General features: G+C 73.1%; 15 protein-coding genes. 4 read left to right on the top strand and 11 right to left on the bottom strand.

Features of this window, described 5'->3' with window-relative positions; translation table 11 throughout:
- Nucleotides 1–49 precede the first annotated feature (49 nt).
- The 8 genes from ACIRB4_RS12400 to ACIRB4_RS12365 all read right to left on the bottom strand — a co-directional run bounded on the left by ACIRB4_RS12400 (nucleotide 50) and on the right by ACIRB4_RS12365 (nucleotide 8,603).
- Nucleotides 50–1,606 (bottom strand): ATP-dependent DNA ligase, encoded by a 1,557-nt coding sequence (locus ACIRB4_RS12400; protein ID WP_403290267.1) that lies wholly within the window; start codon nucleotides 1,604–1,606, stop codon nucleotides 50–52.
- A 165-nt stretch (nucleotides 1,607–1,771) separates the two neighbouring features.
- A complete protein-coding gene (locus ACIRB4_RS12395) occupies nucleotides 1,772–2,809 on the bottom strand; it encodes a DUF6397 family protein (RefSeq protein ID WP_403290264.1) in 1,038 nt (345 codons plus the stop codon).
- A 131-nt stretch (nucleotides 2,810–2,940) separates the two neighbouring features.
- Nucleotides 2,941–3,354, bottom strand: coding sequence for a roadblock/LC7 domain-containing protein (locus ACIRB4_RS12390; RefSeq protein ID WP_403290261.1), 414 nt, complete (start codon nucleotides 3,352–3,354; stop codon nucleotides 2,941–2,943).
- Between the two features lie 134 nt (nucleotides 3,355–3,488).
- Nucleotides 3,489–4,106 carry a GTP-binding protein gene (locus ACIRB4_RS12385; protein WP_403290258.1) on the bottom strand — a complete coding sequence of 206 codons (618 nt, stop codon included), beginning with the start codon at nucleotides 4,104–4,106 and terminating at the stop codon, nucleotides 3,489–3,491.
- A complete protein-coding gene (locus ACIRB4_RS12380; protein ID WP_403290255.1) occupies nucleotides 4,087–4,575 on the bottom strand; it encodes a DUF742 domain-containing protein in 489 nt (162 codons plus the stop codon). The genes ACIRB4_RS12385 and ACIRB4_RS12380 overlap by 20 nt, the downstream gene beginning before the upstream one ends.
- Before the next feature lie 13 nt (nucleotides 4,576–4,588).
- The gene (locus ACIRB4_RS12375) at nucleotides 4,589–5,023 is read right to left on the bottom strand and encodes a roadblock/LC7 domain-containing protein (RefSeq protein ID WP_403290252.1); all 435 of its coding nucleotides are present in this window, start codon (nucleotides 5,021–5,023) and stop codon (nucleotides 4,589–4,591) included.
- Complete coding sequence (locus tag ACIRB4_RS12370; RefSeq protein ID WP_403290250.1) at nucleotides 5,020–7,551, bottom strand: nitrate- and nitrite sensing domain-containing protein; 2,532 nt, start codon at nucleotides 7,549–7,551, stop codon at nucleotides 5,020–5,022. Before ACIRB4_RS12370 ends, ACIRB4_RS12375 begins: the two co-directional genes overlap by 4 nt.
- Before the next feature lie 137 nt (nucleotides 7,552–7,688).
- Nucleotides 7,689–8,603, bottom strand: coding sequence for an MHYT domain-containing protein (locus tag ACIRB4_RS12365; RefSeq protein ID WP_403290247.1), 915 nt, complete (start codon nucleotides 8,601–8,603; stop codon nucleotides 7,689–7,691).
- Between the two features lie 161 nt (nucleotides 8,604–8,764).
- Between ACIRB4_RS12365 and ACIRB4_RS12360 the strand changes: the two genes are divergently transcribed.
- The 4 genes from ACIRB4_RS12360 to ACIRB4_RS12345 all read left to right on the top strand — a co-directional run bounded on the left by ACIRB4_RS12360 (nucleotide 8,765) and on the right by ACIRB4_RS12345 (nucleotide 12,320).
- A complete protein-coding gene (locus ACIRB4_RS12360) occupies nucleotides 8,765–9,364 on the top strand; it encodes a class I SAM-dependent methyltransferase (protein WP_403290244.1) in 600 nt (199 codons plus the stop codon).
- A 163-nt stretch (nucleotides 9,365–9,527) separates the two neighbouring features.
- Entirely contained in the window at nucleotides 9,528–9,833 is a 306-nt protein-coding gene (locus ACIRB4_RS12355) for a hypothetical protein (RefSeq protein WP_403290241.1), read from the top strand.
- A gap of 101 nt (nucleotides 9,834–9,934) precedes the next feature.
- Entirely contained in the window at nucleotides 9,935–10,801 is an 867-nt protein-coding gene (locus ACIRB4_RS12350; protein WP_403290239.1) for a hypothetical protein, read from the top strand.
- A gap of 127 nt (nucleotides 10,802–10,928) precedes the next feature.
- Nucleotides 10,929–12,320, top strand: a complete 1,392-nt coding sequence (locus ACIRB4_RS12345) for a tannase/feruloyl esterase family alpha/beta hydrolase (protein ID WP_403290236.1) — start codon at nucleotides 10,929–10,931, stop codon at nucleotides 12,318–12,320.
- Nucleotides 12,321–12,323: 3 nt separating this feature from the next.
- Here ACIRB4_RS12345 and ACIRB4_RS12340 read toward each other — a convergent pair whose 3' ends face one another.
- From ACIRB4_RS12340 to ACIRB4_RS12330, 3 genes are all read right to left on the bottom strand, one after another.
- A complete protein-coding gene (locus ACIRB4_RS12340; protein ID WP_403290233.1) occupies nucleotides 12,324–12,866 on the bottom strand; it encodes an MOSC domain-containing protein in 543 nt (180 codons plus the stop codon).
- Between the two features lie 75 nt (nucleotides 12,867–12,941).
- Complete coding sequence (locus tag ACIRB4_RS12335; RefSeq protein ID WP_403290231.1) at nucleotides 12,942–13,121, bottom strand: hypothetical protein; 180 nt, start codon at nucleotides 13,119–13,121, stop codon at nucleotides 12,942–12,944.
- Nucleotides 13,122–13,160: 39 nt separating this feature from the next.
- The gene (locus ACIRB4_RS12330; protein WP_403290228.1) at nucleotides 13,161–14,240 is read right to left on the bottom strand and encodes a fatty acid desaturase family protein; all 1,080 of its coding nucleotides are present in this window, start codon (nucleotides 14,238–14,240) and stop codon (nucleotides 13,161–13,163) included.
- Nucleotides 14,241–14,497: the final 257 nt, after the last annotated feature.

Here is a 14,497-nt window from a genome sequence, read left to right as displayed (position 1 = left end):
GAGACGCCGGGCGCGGCGGGCGCGGCTCGCGGGGCGACTGACGTCCCGGTCAGTCGGGCGAGGCGGTGCCGGTGATCTGCTCGATCGTGTCGGCCTGGGAGGCGGGCTTGTCGGGCCGGTGACGGAGGACCCGGGCGAAGCGCAGGGTGACTCCGGCCGGATAGCGCGTGGAGCGCTGGAGGCCGTCGTAGGCGATCTCGACGACCAGTTCCGGCCGGACCCGTACGGTGAAACCGTCGTCCTCCACGGCCAGTTCACGCAGTATCTCCGTCTGCCGACGCAGCATCTCGTCCGTGAGGCCCTTGAAGGTCTTGCCGAGCATCACGAACGTGCCATCGGCTGCCCTGGCTCCGAGGTGAAGGTTGGAGAGCAGTCCGGTGCGGCGTCCATGGCCCCATTCGGCCGCGAGGACGACGAGGTCGAGGGTGTGAACGGGCTTGACCTTCAGCCAGGTACGGCCCCGGCGGCCGGCGACGTACGGCGCGTCGAGGGCCTTGACCAGGACTCCCTCGTGGCCTCGGGCCAGGGTGTCGGTGAAGAAGGCCTCGGCGCCCTCCACCTGGTCGGCCGAGGCCGGGTCGTCGACGACGGTACGGCGGACCCGCAGGGGCTCGGGGAGCAGACGGGCGAGGACCGCGTGGCGTTCGCGGCCCGGCCGGTCGATGAGGACCTCACCTTCCGCGGCGAGAACGTCGAAGAAGACGGGCGACACGGGCAGCGTGGCGCGTGCAGTGGCTACGTCGAGGCGGGAGCCGACCCGGGAGGCGATGTCCTGGAAGGGCATCGGCCGCCCGGTGGCCGGGTCGAGCGCGATGACCTCGCCGTCCAGGATGAAGGAGTCGGCGGACGTCTCGTGGGCGACGGCCACGACTTCGGGCAGACGGGCGGTGATGTCGTCCAGGGAGCGGGTGAAGACACGCACCTCGCCGCCCTCGCGGTGCACCTGGACACGGATGCCGTCGAGCTTCTCCTCGACCACGCAGGGCCCCAGGGCGGCGACCGCCTCGGTGACGGACGTGGCGGTGTGGGCGAGCATCGGCTGGACCGGGCTGCCGACACGCAGGGCGAACGCCTCCAGGGCGGCGGGACCGTCGGAGAGCACCGCCCGCGCGACGCGCGGCAGCGATCCCTCCAGCATCACGGCGCGGCGGAGGTCGGCGGACGGCACGCTCGCGGCCCGCGCGACGCCCTCCAGCGCGATGGCGTCCAGAGCGCCCTGACGCACCTCCCCCGACAGCAGCCGAAGCAGGAACTCCTGCTCGGGCAGGGTGGCGGCGGCCATCAGCTCATGGACGAGCCCGGCCCGCCGGGCCTGGGACCCGGCCCCCGAGACGGCGGCGAGGGCGGTCATGGTGGCATCGGTGCCGGCGAGGGTGAGGGTGGGGCGCTCGGCGGGCGGTACGGCGGGTGGGAGCGCGTTCTTCAACACGCTCCAGCCCACTCCGATGCGGCCCTGCGGGAGCCGCCCGGAGAGATAGGCGATGACGAGCGGGCTCTCCTCGGGCTCGGCCTCGGAGAACAGCTCGGCCAGAGCCGCGATCTTCCCCGAACGGGCGGAGGTCGCGGCGACCTGGTGGGAGGCGTCGGCGAGTCGTGCCAGCAGCATGCGGTCATCGTGCCCGCGCGACCCCGTCATCGCACCTCGACCTCCGCAGCTCGTCGCACCCCGACCCCCGAAGCTCGTCGCGCTCGGCCTCCGAAGCCAAACCTCCCGCTCCGAAGCCGGAGACCCGCCTTCCTTCCTCCTTCCCCCGTCACCCGCCGCCCCCACTCAACCGCGGACCGTGCCGTCGATGGCCGGCCGGGCGGCGCCTTCGCCTGGCCGGGGCGGCGGCGCGGTGAGGGGACCGCTCAGGCGGGCCGCCTTGCGACGGAGCAGGCGGTCCAGGAGTCCGCGCCCGGTCCGGCGGCCCGGCGCTCGGGTCAGTCCCGTCGGGCCCGGTGGACGGTCGGTGGCCGGGAACGTCGTGGCCGGCCCCGTCGCCCGGTCGGGACGCGGGGCGGGGCGGTCCTCGCGGGCCTCGTCGAGCGCCAGGGCCAGGCTCATCCGGTGCCAGAGGATCTCGTCCGGGTCGTCCGCAAGGAGCATCCGGTCCATGATCTCCAGGGCGGCGGCGGATTCCGTGCGGCCGGACGGCGGCTCCGGGCGCAGCCGGTCCAGATATGTCCGCTCGTAGGGGTCGTCGACGACCTCGGCCAGCTGGACGGGGTCGAGGAGCGAGGCGATCGCCGCCGCCCGCACCCAGGGGTCCTCGGTCGCTCTCAGCAGCAGGCCCAACCGCCGGGCCCGCCAGTTGCGGGGGCGGGAGTCCTCCCCCGCGTCGATCAGGTCCCGGACGTTCTGCGGCAGTCTGCCGGTCAGCAGTGACGGGTGCGCCGAGGCGAACTCGCCCAGCTCTCCGGCGAGATAGAGCCATACCACCGCGCGGTAGCGGTTCAGATAGAACCGCACGGGACTGAAGTGCCCCGTCCTGGCCAGCTTGGTGAAGCGGTCCGGAGTCACCGAGAGCAACTCGGCGGCCTCTGTCGTACCGACCGCGCGGACCCGCTCGCGCAGGCCGTCCGGAAAGTCCGGCGCGGCCCGCAGCCGATCGATCTCCCTCCGGTTCACTCGTCGCCGCCCGGCAGCTGTGCCCGTGACTCCCCGTGCCCCTGATCCACCCGCTCCGGCCGGCGCACCGGGCGAGGAGCCCGGCACCGTGCGGACCAGGCCCATCTGCACGGCGAGCCGGAACTCCTCGCGCCTCAGCTCCAGCTCCTGCGCGGCCCGCCCCAGCGCCAGCGTGCGCGCGCCTTCCTCCACCGTCATGACGATCTCCCCCGTGAGTGACGAATACTCTCGGTGACGACCGTAGCCCGTGGAGATCCTGTCCGCCGGGGCCTGTGGACAACTCGGTCCCGGAGCCAGCCTCCCGCAGTTCCGGGCCCTCGGTAACCGTGTCAGCGTTCGGCGACGCCCGCCCTGCCCGGCTGGCGCGCCGCCACGCCGAGATGCTCGCCGACCCGGTTCACCAGCAGCGTCATCTCGTAGGCGACCAGGCCGACATCGGCCTCGGCGGCGCTCAGCACGCACAGGCAGCTGCCCTCCCCCGCCGCCGTCACGAAGAGCAGTGCGTCGTCGAACTCCACCATCGTCTGCCGCGCCCTGCCGGCGTGGAAGTGGCGGCCCGAGCCCCTGGCCAGACTATGCAGGCCGGAGGAGACAGCGGCCAGGTGCTCCGCGTCCTCCCGCCTCAGGCCGCTGCTCGCTCCCGTCACCAGCCCGTCGTTCGACAGGACCAGCGCGTGCCGTATGTACCCCACCCGCTTGGTCAGGTCGTCCAGGAGCCAGTCCAGTCCCTTGTCCAGCGCCATCTTCTCGGTCCTCCCCCTGTGTGTTGCGTCCCCGTGGACCCGTAGTCCCCGTGGTCCGCGTGTCGCGCGCAAGCCTTACGCACTGTCGTGGACAGGGCAAGCACCCCGGAGGCCGTGCGTGCCGCAGGACGAGCTCACCCGACCGAGTCCAGGAGGCGGGCGGTGTGCACCCTTCCGGCGTACTCCACCAGCCGGATCAGCACCTCCTTCCCGGAGTCGCGGTCCCGCGCGTCGCACAGCACCACCGGCGTGCCGCGGTCCAGGTCCAGCGCCCGCGAGACCTCGTGGGCTCCGTAGTTCCGGGCGTCCGCGAAGCAGTTGACCGCGACCACGAAGGGGATCCCGCGGTGCTCGAAGTAGTCCACGGCGGGGAAGCAGTCCTCCAGGCGTCGCGTGTCGGCGAGCACGACGGCGCCGAGCGCGCCCTGGGACAGTTCGTCCCAGAGGAACCAGAACCGGTCCTGCCCCGGTGTGCCGAAGAGGTACAGGGACAGCCCGGCGCGGATCGTGATGCGGCCGAAGTCCATGGCAACGGTCGTGGTGGTCTTCTGGTCGACGCCGTCCGTGTCGTCCACCGACTCCCCGGCGCGGCTGAGCCGTTCCTCCGTACGCAGCGGGCGGATCTCGCTGACCGCGCCCACCAGGGTGGTCTTGCCGACCCCGAATCCGCCGGCGACCAGGATCTTCAGCGCGAGCGCCGTGGTGTCCACGCCGCCGTCCCCACCTGTGCTCTCAGAGCGCTCGTAGTCCATTGATGACTTCCCTCAGGATCCGTTCGTCGGGGAGGTGTGCGGGCGGTACGGGCCTGTTGACCTTGACGAAGCCAGCTTCGAGGAGGTCGCCGAGGAGGACGCGGACCACTCCGACGGGCAGGTCGGCGTCGGCGGCGAGTTCCGCCACCGACTGGGTCTCGGCCCGGCACAGGGAGAGCAGGGCCCGGTGTTCCGGTCCGAGGAGCGACTCCTCGGACCGGTCGGGCGGGTTGCCGTCGACGGCGACGAGGGCGATGAGGTCGAACCGGACGCTGCTGGGCCCGGGGCGGGTACGGCCGCCCGTCATCGCGTACGGCCGGACCAGCGGCCCGGCTGCGGCGTCGTACCACTGACCGCCCGGCACGAGCGGCCCGTCGTCGCAAGCGATGCGGAGACCGCTGCCGTGACCGGTACCGACGTTGGTACCGAGACCGATACCAGTGCCGGTGCCCATGCTGTCCTCGTTCATCGGTGTCCCCCGGTCAGCCCGCGGCCGGTGGTGTCGCGGTCAGCCGCGGCGGGGTGCGCAGATGCTCGCCGACCCGTTTCACCAGACGGGCCATCTCGTACGCGATGAGGCCGATGTCGGCGCTCACGGAGCTGAGGACGGCGAGGCACGAACCGTCTCCGGCGGCGGCGACGAACAGGAAGCCGTCGTCCATCTCCACCATGGTCTGGCGCACGCCTCCGGTGTGGAACTGGCGGCCCGCGCCCTTGGCGAGGCTGTGGAGCCCGGACGCGATGGCCGCCAGGTGCTCCGCGTCCTCACGGCTGAGGCTGCTGGAGGAGCCGACGGCGAGCCCGTCGTGGGAGAGCACGACCGTGTGCCGCACGTCGCGGACCCGGACGACGAGGTCGTCGAGGAGCCAGTCGAGTTCGCCGGACCGATGGTGGGAAATCCTCTCGTGGTCGGTCATTGCTGGTCTCCTTCGCTGCCGAAACCGGTTCCGAGTGGGCGTCTGGTGCCGGGGGCCGGGCCGCCGCCCCGCGTCCAGCCGTCGCGGTAGGCGGTCATACGGTCCCTGATTCGTTCGGGGGTGCGTTCGGGCGTGCCCTGGACGGCCGGGGCGGGCTCCGGTTCGGCGGCGGGTGCCTCGCGCAGTTGCGGTACGAGGCTGGCCTGGCGCACCCTGCGCGGCAGATCGTCGGAACCGTCCGCCGACGGCCTGCGCGGAGAGTCGGCCTCCGGTGGCTCCGCCCGCGTGGCGAAGGCGGGCGCGCGCGGCGGTCGGGGCAGCGGTGAGGGCGGTACGGGGGCTTCGGCGGCGGGCGGCCCGGGTGGCGGCGCCTCGTCCCTCGGACCGCGGTCGGCCGGGTGCTTCTCGTCGCCCACCGGGAGGGCCCTCTGCAGGAGGTCGGTCGGCAGCAGGACGACCGCGGTCGTTCCGCCGTACGGGGAGGTCTGCAGCCGCACCTTGATGTCGTGCCGGGCGGAGAGCCGGCTGACCACGAACAGGCCGAGCCGGTCGCTGTCGAACAGGTCGAGGTCCTCGGACCGCTCGATCCGGCTGTTGGCCTCGGCGAGGGACTCCTTGCCCATGCCGAGGCCCCGGTCCTCGATCTCCAGGGCGTATCCGTTGCCGACCGGTTCGCCGCTGATCCGCACCTTGGTGTGGGGCGGGGAGAACTGGGCGGCGTTCTCGACGAGTTCGGCGAGGAGGTGGGTGAGGTCGGCCACGGCGCCGCCGACGACGGCCGTCTCGGGGAATCGGCGCACCTCCACGCGCGCGTAGTCCTCGATCTCCGAGACGGCGGCCCGGACGACGTCGGTCAGCGGCACCGGATTCCGCCAGGCGCGGCCTGGGGCGGCCCCGGAGAGGATGATCAGACTCTCGGCGTGGCGCCGCATCCGGGTGGTGAGATGGTCGAGCCGGAACAGGTCCCCGAGTTCGTTCGGGTCGTCGGCCCGGCGCTCCATGCTGTCGAGCAGGCTGAGCTGACGGTGGACCAGGACCTGACTGCGGCGGGCGAGGTTGACGAAGACACCGGAGATGCCGTCGGCCAGTTCGGCGCGTTCGACGGCGGCGAAGAGCGCGGCGCGGTGAACAGTGCCGAGGGCCTCGCCGACCTGACCGATCTCGTCCTCGGGGGTCGGGCCGCGCGGGGCTTCGGCCCGGACGTCGATCTCCTCCCCGGCGCGCAGTCGGCGCATCGCGTCGGGGAGTTGACGCCGGGCGATCTCCAGAGCCGTGTTGCGCAGGCTGATCAGCTCGACGACCAGGGCGCGTCCGATGCGTACGGAGATGACGAGGGAGGCGGCGACGGCGCCGAGGCCGAACAGGACGGCGGCGCCGCCCGCCGTCAGGACGCCGCCCGCGAACGGGTCGGCCCGGTCGGCGGCGGCGCGCCGGGCGTCGTCGTCGACGGCGGCGAGCCCACCGCGTACGACCGCCACGGCGTCGTCCCAGGTCGCGGCGGGGACGGCCCGGGCGGCCTTGCGTCCGGGGGCGGCGGCGCGTACCCGGTCCTCGGCCGCGGTGAGCTGCTGGTGGCCACGCTGGGCGACGAGGCGCTGCCAGGCCGCTCGCTCGGGGCCGCGCAGGTCGGCGGTGGCGGACTCGATCAGGGTACGGCGGGTGTCGACGGCGCCGGTGAACCGGCGCAGCCCTTCCGCGCTGAGCTGCCCGGTGAGGTGTGCGGAGCTCAGCAGGGCGTCCTCACGGGAGAGCATCTCGCCCGCGCGGGCGAGTTCCAGGAGCACGCGCGCGTCGGATCCGGCGCGGGCGTCCTGGATGCCGCTCAGGGCGCCGCCGACGGCGAAGGCGGCGGAGATGACGGCGGTGTACTCCTCGTACGCCTGGTCCGCGTCGGCGCGGCCGGTGGCAACGGCGGTGCGCACGGGGCCGAGGCTCTCGGCCTTGGTGACGAACTGTCCGATCCGGTCGGCGACTTCACGGGGCAGGTTACCGGTGTCGCCGACGGTGTGCCTGCCGTCGAGGCGGAGCCGGGAGACGGCGGCGCCCGTGCGCTGCCCCTGCTGCCGCAGCTCGGTGGCGCGTCCGGTGCCGGGCGAGGCGATCTGGCGGACGGCGGCGCGGCGTTCGGCCTGGAGGGCGGTGACGGCTGCGGCGACGGGTTCGCGGATCTGGGTGTCGACGCGGTGCAGCTGGCGCAGCCGGGCGACGTCCTGGGCGGTGGTCACGGTGGCGAACCCCCACAGGCCCAGCAGCGACATGACGGGCAGCATCAGGAGCGAGACGATTTTCGCGCGGACGGTGCGGGGGCGCAGGGCTCGGCGCCCGGACGGCGCGAGAGGCATGGACTGCGCGGCAGGCTCGGACGGCGCCGGTTGCGCGGGCGGCGTGGGCGGTACGGCCTGGGCGCGGGGGGCGCGCTCCGGCGGTTCCGCGGCGGGCGGCCCCGCATGCGCGCGCCGCCCGCGCGCCGCCGCCGGGCGCGGCCTCGCCGTCGCGTCGATGCCCTGGGTCCTGCGGGGAGTTCGCATGGCCTCCTCGTTCCGGCTGCGTCTTCCTGGTACTGGTGCGGTGTGCCGTGTGCGGTGTGCCGTGTGCGGTGTGCCGTGTGCGGTGTGCGGTGTGCCGTGTGCCGTGTGCGGTGGCTTCGCGGGCTTCCCCGGGGCGTTCAGTGCCTGTCCGCGGGCCCCGCCTGCCGGGCGTACGAGGGTGGGGGCGGCGCAGTGTCCGTGGTCGGGGCTTCGCGTGGAGAGCCCGGGGGCGCCACGTCCACGGCGTGCTCGTCCGGTTCGGTGAGGCGTTCCGCCGAGGCGTACGCGGCGCGTTCCCCGGCCGTCGGGGAGAGGGCCACGAAGGCCGAGGTGATGAAGAGGTAGGAGCCGAGGCCCACCGCGAGGGGGAAGATGAACTGCATGGCCGAGGCACCGGGAAGGGCTGCCGCCGAAGGAACGACGTCGATCTCGACGGCGAACATCCCGGTGTAGTGCATGCTGCTGATCGCCGCGCCCATGACCAGGGAGGCGATCGCGACCGCGGCCGGCGCGCGGATGTGGAGGGCGGCCCACAGCGCGGCCGTGGCCGCGACGACCGCGATGGCGACGGAGAGCGCGACGAGCAGGGGGTCGTACCGCACTTCCCCGTGCAGGCGCAGGGCGGCCATACCCGTGTAGTGCATGCCGGCGACGCCGATTCCGGTCGTGAGCCCACCGATGAGCAACGAGCGGACCCGGACCCGAACCCGGTCGCGACCGTGGTCGCGGCCGTGAACGTGGCCGTGGCCGACGGCGAAGACACCGGCTCCGACGACGGTGACGGCGATCAGCAGGCTGAGCACGGTCAGCGGCACGTCGTAGCGGATGTCGGTCCCGGTCACGCCGAAGCCGAGCATCGCGAGGAAGTGCATCGTCCAGATTCCGGTGCCGATCGCGGACGCGGCGGTGAGCAGCCAGTTGCGTCGCGACCGGCCGGTGGCGTCGAGCGCTCGTACGGTGCAGCGCAGGCCGAGAGCGGCGCCGATACAGGCCATCGCGTACGACAGCACGGGTGTCAGCCAGCCGAAGGTGGCGTGGTCCAGGTGTCCCATGGCTGGGGGACGCTAGTCCGCATAAGGGGGCGCACTGGGGGCGCATTTCGAAAGCTGATGGAATATGACGCAGAGATGTTCCGGAACGATCGTGCCGCGCTCGAACGTGTGCACAGTGCGTTCACCCCTGAGGGAGACGACCCATGGGGGATCATGGACGCATGAGCGAAGACCCCACCCGCGTCCAGGAGTTCTTCGGCGCCCGCGCCGCCGCCTGGGACGCGCGCTTCCCCGACGACGGTCCCGCCTATGCCGCCGCCGTCGCCGATCTCGGCCTGCGCCCCGGTGACACCGTGCTCGACGCGGGCTGCGGCACCGGTCGGGCGCTGCCTCCGCTGCGTGCGGCGGTCGGCCCCACGGGCACGGTCCTCGGGGCGGATCTGACCCCCGAGATGCTCGCCGAGGCGGTGCGGGCGGGTCGCGACGCCGTCGCCGCTCTCCTGCTCACGGACGTCGCCCGGCTCCCGCTGCGCGACGGCGTCCTCGACGCGGTCTTCGGGGCCGGTCTCATCTCCCATCTGCCGGACCCGGCGGAGAACCTGCGGGAGCTGGCCCGCGTCGTCCGCCCCGGCGGCCGTCTCGCCCTCTTCCACCCCATCGGCCGCGCCGCCCTCGCCGCCCGCCACGGACGGCAGGTCACCGAGGACGATCTGCGCGCCGAGCCCAACCTCCGCCCGCTCCTCGCACGCTCCGGCTGGCGGCTGACCCAGTACGTGGACAGGGACGACCGTTATCTGGCGCTCGCCGTTCGAGCGGACTGAGCGGCCCGCCACGGACAGGCGGCGCGGCGCGCCCGGGGCGCCATAGGGGCGACGGTGCCCGGTCCCGCTCCTGCGCCGTCGCCGTCCGCGCCCTTCTGCCCCGGCACATCCGTGACTACGGTGGAGGCACCGGGCAGCCCCTGTCCGGGAAAGGCGGCACACGGTGTCCCGGATACAGGCGATGGCGCGCAGACTCCTCCCGACCGCCCGGCGAGCCCCGGACAAACCGCCCGAGCCGCGCCATATGCGGCGTGAGCGCAATCTCTTCGAGGCGGCGGCGGTCTACGTGGTCGGTTCCATCGAGGACGACCAGGAACAGGTCGACGAGGCCACCTCCTCGGTCGCTCCGGAGGCGCTCATGTTCGGTCTCAGCGAACTCGCCTGCCGCGCCGTGATCGCACTCGCCCGCGAGCGGAACGAGTCGCCTCAGAAGGTGGCCCGGTCGCTGCTCGGGCTGCCGGAGGCGTGAGCCGTACGGTAGCCACCGCACCCCTTCTCCCGGCCGGAGACCCTCGACGTGCGGGTTACCCACTGGTTAAGGTGCGCCGACGACCAGATGGGGAGGCTGCCGTGAGCGGAACGAGCCCCGCCGCCGACAACACCGTCGGCGACGTAGACGACGACGCGCTGTACGTACTGACGGCGGTGCTGCTCACACCCGCGCGCTTCCCGAGCGTGCTCGGCGACGACTACCCGGTGGCGTGCGCGGCGCTGGGACTGGAGCCGTACGCCGACGGTTACGGGCTCGTGCTCGGGCAGGACGGCACGGGGGCCCGGTGGACCGTGGTGGTCGACGACGTGTCGCTCGTCGCCGTCGCGATCGCCTCCTGGGACTGCGGGATGGAGTACGACCTCTCCCCCGACGAGCGCTCGGTCGTGGCCGCGCTGCCGGGCTGGCCGCTGGCCGTGGCCACCGCCGCGCCCGGCCTCCCGGACCCGCACGATCCGGAGCCCGAGGAGGGGGACCGTACTCCCCTGACACCGCCGTCCGCCGATGTCTGGGGCCCGGCCCAACGCCGGCTCGGCGCGGACGAGGTGGCGCTGCAGTGGGCGGCCTGGCGGGCCCAGCTGGACGAAGACGAGGACCAAGACGAGGACGAGTACGAGTCCACGGACGCGGGCCCGGACGGAGGCCCGGGCGCGGGCCCGGGCGAGCCATCGGCCGACCCCTACGTCGGTGTCCGGCGGGCGCTCGCCGAGTTGCGCGGGTATCTGGAGGAGGCACCGCCGGTGGGCCGGGTACGGTCGAGCTTCGCCCCCGGTGGCGCGCGGATGCTCCGCGCCGACGGACCCGGCTGGTCGCTGGTGGCCCGGACCGACGACATGGCCTTCGTGCTCCTCGACGACCAGCCCGGCGAGGTCCTGCCCGTCACCCGCGGCCCCCAGCTGCCGGCCCTCCTGGAGGCGCTGGACGCGATGGCGGTACGCCCCTCCTGACGCCCCCGGGCGGGGAAACCACACGGGTCTGCGGCCCGAGGTGTGGCCCGGAACCATGGCCCGGCCCACCGGCCCACCGCACGATGTGGCGGCGCACCCCGTCCCGTCGTCCCACCGGAGGCCGTCCATGCGCCCGATCCGAGGCGTCCCGCTGTTCGCCGCTCTCCTGGCGGGGCTGACCGTCGTCGGCCCCGCCACACCCGCCGGTGCCGACGCCGGCTCGCCCGCTCCCTGCGCGCGACAGGACCGGCTCCGCGTTCCCGGCGCGGCCCACCAGGAGACCGCCTGCCTGCCCGATCTCACGACGGCCGGCCTGGCGGGCACGCGGTACACCGACATGGCCGACCAGGCCGGTCTCTCCGCGAAGGGCACCCGTAACCCCTCCGGCGTTCCCGGGATCCAGATCGACGGCTACTTCCCCGACGACTCGCGTCTCAACGCCACCCACGGCTGGGCACACGACGCCCAGTTCGTCATCCGGCTGCCGGCGAACTGGAACGGCGGCCTGGTCGTGACCGGCGCGCCCGGCACCCGCCGCCAGTACTCCACCGACGCCCTCATCTCGGATCACGTCCTGGCTCAGGGCTTCGCCTACGCCGCCACCGACAAGGGCAACACCGGGCCGGACTTCTTCACCGACGGGCGGCAACCGGGTGACGCGGTCGCGGAGTGGAACCGGCGGGTGACCGAGCTGACGAGGGCGGCCAAGCAGGCGGTACGGCAGCGGTACGGCCGGGCACCCCACCGCACGTACATGACGGGTATCTCCAACGCCGGCTATCTGACGCGCTGGCAGTTGGAGAACCGGCCGGAGCTGTACGACGGAGGGGTCGACTGGGAGGGGGTGCTCTGGACCACCCGGGGGCCGAACCTCCTCACCAGCCTGCCGGTGGCCGTGGCCCGGTCGTTCGGCCGGGCGTCCGACAGCGATCTGATCGACGCCGGCTTCGCGCCCGCTTCGCGGTTCCTGTGGCCGTACCACGAGAAGGCGTACTGGGGGCTGACCCAGAAGGTCTTCCGGGCCGAGTTCGACCCTTCGTACGATCCGGGCTGCCCTGGTGCCACCGCCGGGACGACGGCCGAGCGGATCCTCGCGCCGTGCGCGTCCGACGCCTCGTACGACTACGCCTCGCGCCCCGGATCGGTCCACCGGGCCGTCGCGAAGGTCGCTCTGACCGGCCGGATCGGCAAGCCGCTGATCACCCTGCACGGCGATCTCGACACGCTGCTGCCGATCGCGACCGATTCCGACGTCTACGCCCGGATGATCGACGGCCGGGGCCGCGGCGGGGTGCACCGGTACTACAGGGTCCAGGACGGCACCCACACCGACGGCCTGTACGACACGTATCCGGACCGGCTGCGGCCCCTGCTGCCCTGCTACCGCTCGGCGTTCGCGGCGCTGACACGGTGGGTCGAGGAGGGCGTGGCGCCGCCCGCGGACCGGACGATCTCCCGGCCCTCGGGCGGTGACGTGGTCAACTCCTGTGCGTTGACGGAGAACGGCCGGCCGCGCTGAGTCTCAGACCTTCTCCAGGGGGCGGTGGGGCTCGGCCGGCAGTTCGACGCCGATGCTGTCGCCGGGCCGCACCACCCCACCGGTCAGGACGATGCTCATGATCCCCGCCTTGCGGACGAGCTGTCCGTGCTCGTCGCGGCCGAGCACCTGCCTCAGCAGCCCGTGCCGGTAGTTGTCGATCTGCACGCACGGGTTGCGCAGGCCCGTGACCTCCACGACGGCCTCGGGGCCGAGGTGCAGGCGGGTCCCGGTCGGCAGGCCGAGGAGGTCGATCCCCCGGGTCGTGATGTTCTCGCCGAGGGCACCGGGCGAAACCTCGAATCCGGAGTGCGCGACCTCGTCGAAGAGCTCGGCGTGGATCAGGTGGACCTGGCGGAGGTTGGGCACGGTCGGGTCCTTGGCCATCCGCGAGCGGTGCTTGACCGTCACCCCGGCGTGCACGTCGCCCTCCACGCCGAGTCCGGCGAGCAGGGTGATGCTCTCGCGGTTCGGCTTGGTGAACGCGTACACGCCGTTGCTGCTGACCGTCGTGACTGTCCCACTCATGGTGTGGAGCTCCCCTCTCCGGCTGATGATCACCTCGACCCTACGTCACCCCCGCCTCGTCACCCCAGGGTGTGTTCAGCGGAGTTCCTTGCGCGAGATGCGGCGCAGCCGGCGCCGCTGGCTCGGGTCGAGCGCCAGGTAGGCCACGGCGGGCACGCCGAGGATCACGAGGAGCGACATCCAGAACCCGATGAGGGGCATCAGGAGGAGGCCGACGGCCACTCCCCCGAGTACTGCTTTGGTCCGTGTCGTCATGGTCCGACGCCTCCTTCTCGGGCCCGCCGCGCTGAGCGGTCAGGCCGCCGTACGGAGCGGCTCGCCGACCTCGTGCAGATGGCCGAGCGCCTGCCGGTAGGACTCGACGAATCCCGTCTCCGTGTAGGGGATACCCAGTGTGCGGCAGTGCGCACGCACGACGGGCTGGGCGAGCCGCAGATGCGGCCTGGGCATGCTGGGGAAGAGGTGGTGCTCGATCTGGTAGTTCAGTCCGCCGAGGAACCAGTCGGTCAGGGCGCCGCCGCGGATGTTGCGGGAGGTGAGCACCTGGCGGCGCAGATGGCCCCAGGCGGCGCTGTCCGGGTGGGCGTCGGGCATTTCCATGCCCTTGTGGTTGGGGGCGAAGGCCATGCCCAGGTGGAGCCCGAGGAGCATCTGGTGGATCAGGGCGAAGAGGAGCGCCTGGCCGGGGGTGAGGGTGGAGAGCAGGAGGGTCGCGTAGCCGGTGACATGGGCGAGGAGCAGGGCTCCCTCGACGAGCCGCTCCCGCCGGGTCCGGAACGGCCCTTCCGCGGAGAAGAGGGCCTGGAATCCGTACACCTTGAGGGCGATGCCCTCCAGGGTCGTCAGCGGGAAGAACAGCCAGGCCTGATGGCGGGTGAGCCATCCGCGCAGTCCGTCGCGGCCCTCGGCCTGATGCCGGGCGAAGACGAGGATGTCGGCGGCGACGTCCGGGTCCTTGTCGAGGTGGTTGGGGTGGGCGTGGTGGCGGTTGTGCTTGTCGTTCCACCATTCCCGGCTCATGCCGAGCAGGAGGTTGGCATGGAGGAGCTGGAGGGCCCGGCCGAGGCGGCGGTCGTCGGTGATCTGGGCGTGGCCCGCGTCGTGTCCGACGAAGGCGATCCGGGCGGAGAGCAGGGCGAGCGGGACGGCGAGGAGCAGCGCCCACCAGGAGGGGCCGAGCAGGACCAGGCCCGCGACGACGGCGGTGAGTCCGAGGAGGTTGACGGCGATGCCGCGCGCGTACCAGCCGACTCGGCGTTCGAGCAGCCCTCGCTCCTTGACGGCGCGCAGCAGCGGCGTGAACTCGCTGCCGCCTCCTCTTCCGGGGGTGGTGCTCCGATCGGGCGCCGCGAGTGTGGCGGTGGCCTGGGGCATGGAGGTCTCCGGTGTCCGTGGGCGGGGTTCGGCGCCTGCCGCGCCGGCTCCCTCGAACGTACGGAACGGTGATCGTCCCCAGCCATGGCGTCTTCCCCCGGGATCCCGGGGGGCTGCCCCGGGGGCGGGGGTGGGGCTGACTCCACCCCCCGCTGTCCACCCGCGCCGAGGAAGTCCACGGGTGAGACTGGTCACGGGGATTCTCCGCCCGTCGGGGCGGGGTGTTCGGGTACCCTCGGCCGCTCCGCCCCCCGCTA

The organism is Streptomyces sp. NPDC093600, from assembly GCF_044764755.1.
Lineage (GTDB): Bacteria > Actinomycetota > Actinomycetes > Streptomycetales > Streptomycetaceae > Streptomyces.
The sequence above is the reverse complement of the archived record's forward strand: the minus strand, read 5'-3'. Positions and strand labels throughout refer to the sequence as shown.

Excerpts from the sequence above, each read along its gene's own strand:
- ACIRB4_RS12400 (WP_403290267.1), bottom strand. The coding sequence starts at position 1,606 with ATGCTGCTGGCACGACTCGCCGACGCCTCCCACCAGGTCGCCGCGACC.
- ACIRB4_RS12395 (WP_403290264.1), bottom strand. The coding sequence starts at position 2,809 with ATGACGGTGGAGGAAGGCGCGCGCACGCTGGCGCTGGGGCGGGCCGCG.
- ACIRB4_RS12390 (WP_403290261.1), bottom strand. The coding sequence starts at position 3,354 with ATGGCGCTGGACAAGGGACTGGACTGGCTCCTGGACGACCTGACCAAG.
- ACIRB4_RS12385 (WP_403290258.1), bottom strand. The coding sequence starts at position 4,106 with ATGGACTACGAGCGCTCTGAGAGCACAGGTGGGGACGGCGGCGTGGAC.
- ACIRB4_RS12380 (WP_403290255.1), bottom strand. The coding sequence starts at position 4,575 with ATGAACGAGGACAGCATGGGCACCGGCACTGGTATCGGTCTCGGTACC.
- ACIRB4_RS12375 (WP_403290252.1), bottom strand. The coding sequence starts at position 5,023 with ATGACCGACCACGAGAGGATTTCCCACCATCGGTCCGGCGAACTCGAC.
- ACIRB4_RS12370 (WP_403290250.1), bottom strand. The coding sequence starts at position 7,551 with ATGCGAACTCCCCGCAGGACCCAGGGCATCGACGCGACGGCGAGGCCG.
- ACIRB4_RS12365 (WP_403290247.1), bottom strand. The coding sequence starts at position 8,603 with ATGGGACACCTGGACCACGCCACCTTCGGCTGGCTGACACCCGTGCTG.
- ACIRB4_RS12360 (WP_403290244.1), top strand. The coding sequence starts at position 8,765 with ATGAGCGAAGACCCCACCCGCGTCCAGGAGTTCTTCGGCGCCCGCGCC.
- ACIRB4_RS12345 (WP_403290236.1), top strand. The coding sequence starts at position 10,929 with ATGCGCCCGATCCGAGGCGTCCCGCTGTTCGCCGCTCTCCTGGCGGGG.
- ACIRB4_RS12340 (WP_403290233.1), bottom strand. The coding sequence starts at position 12,866 with ATGAGTGGGACAGTCACGACGGTCAGCAGCAACGGCGTGTACGCGTTC.
- ACIRB4_RS12335 (WP_403290231.1), bottom strand. The coding sequence starts at position 13,121 with ATGACGACACGGACCAAAGCAGTACTCGGGGGAGTGGCCGTCGGCCTC.
- ACIRB4_RS12330 (WP_403290228.1), bottom strand. The coding sequence starts at position 14,240 with ATGCCCCAGGCCACCGCCACACTCGCGGCGCCCGATCGGAGCACCACC.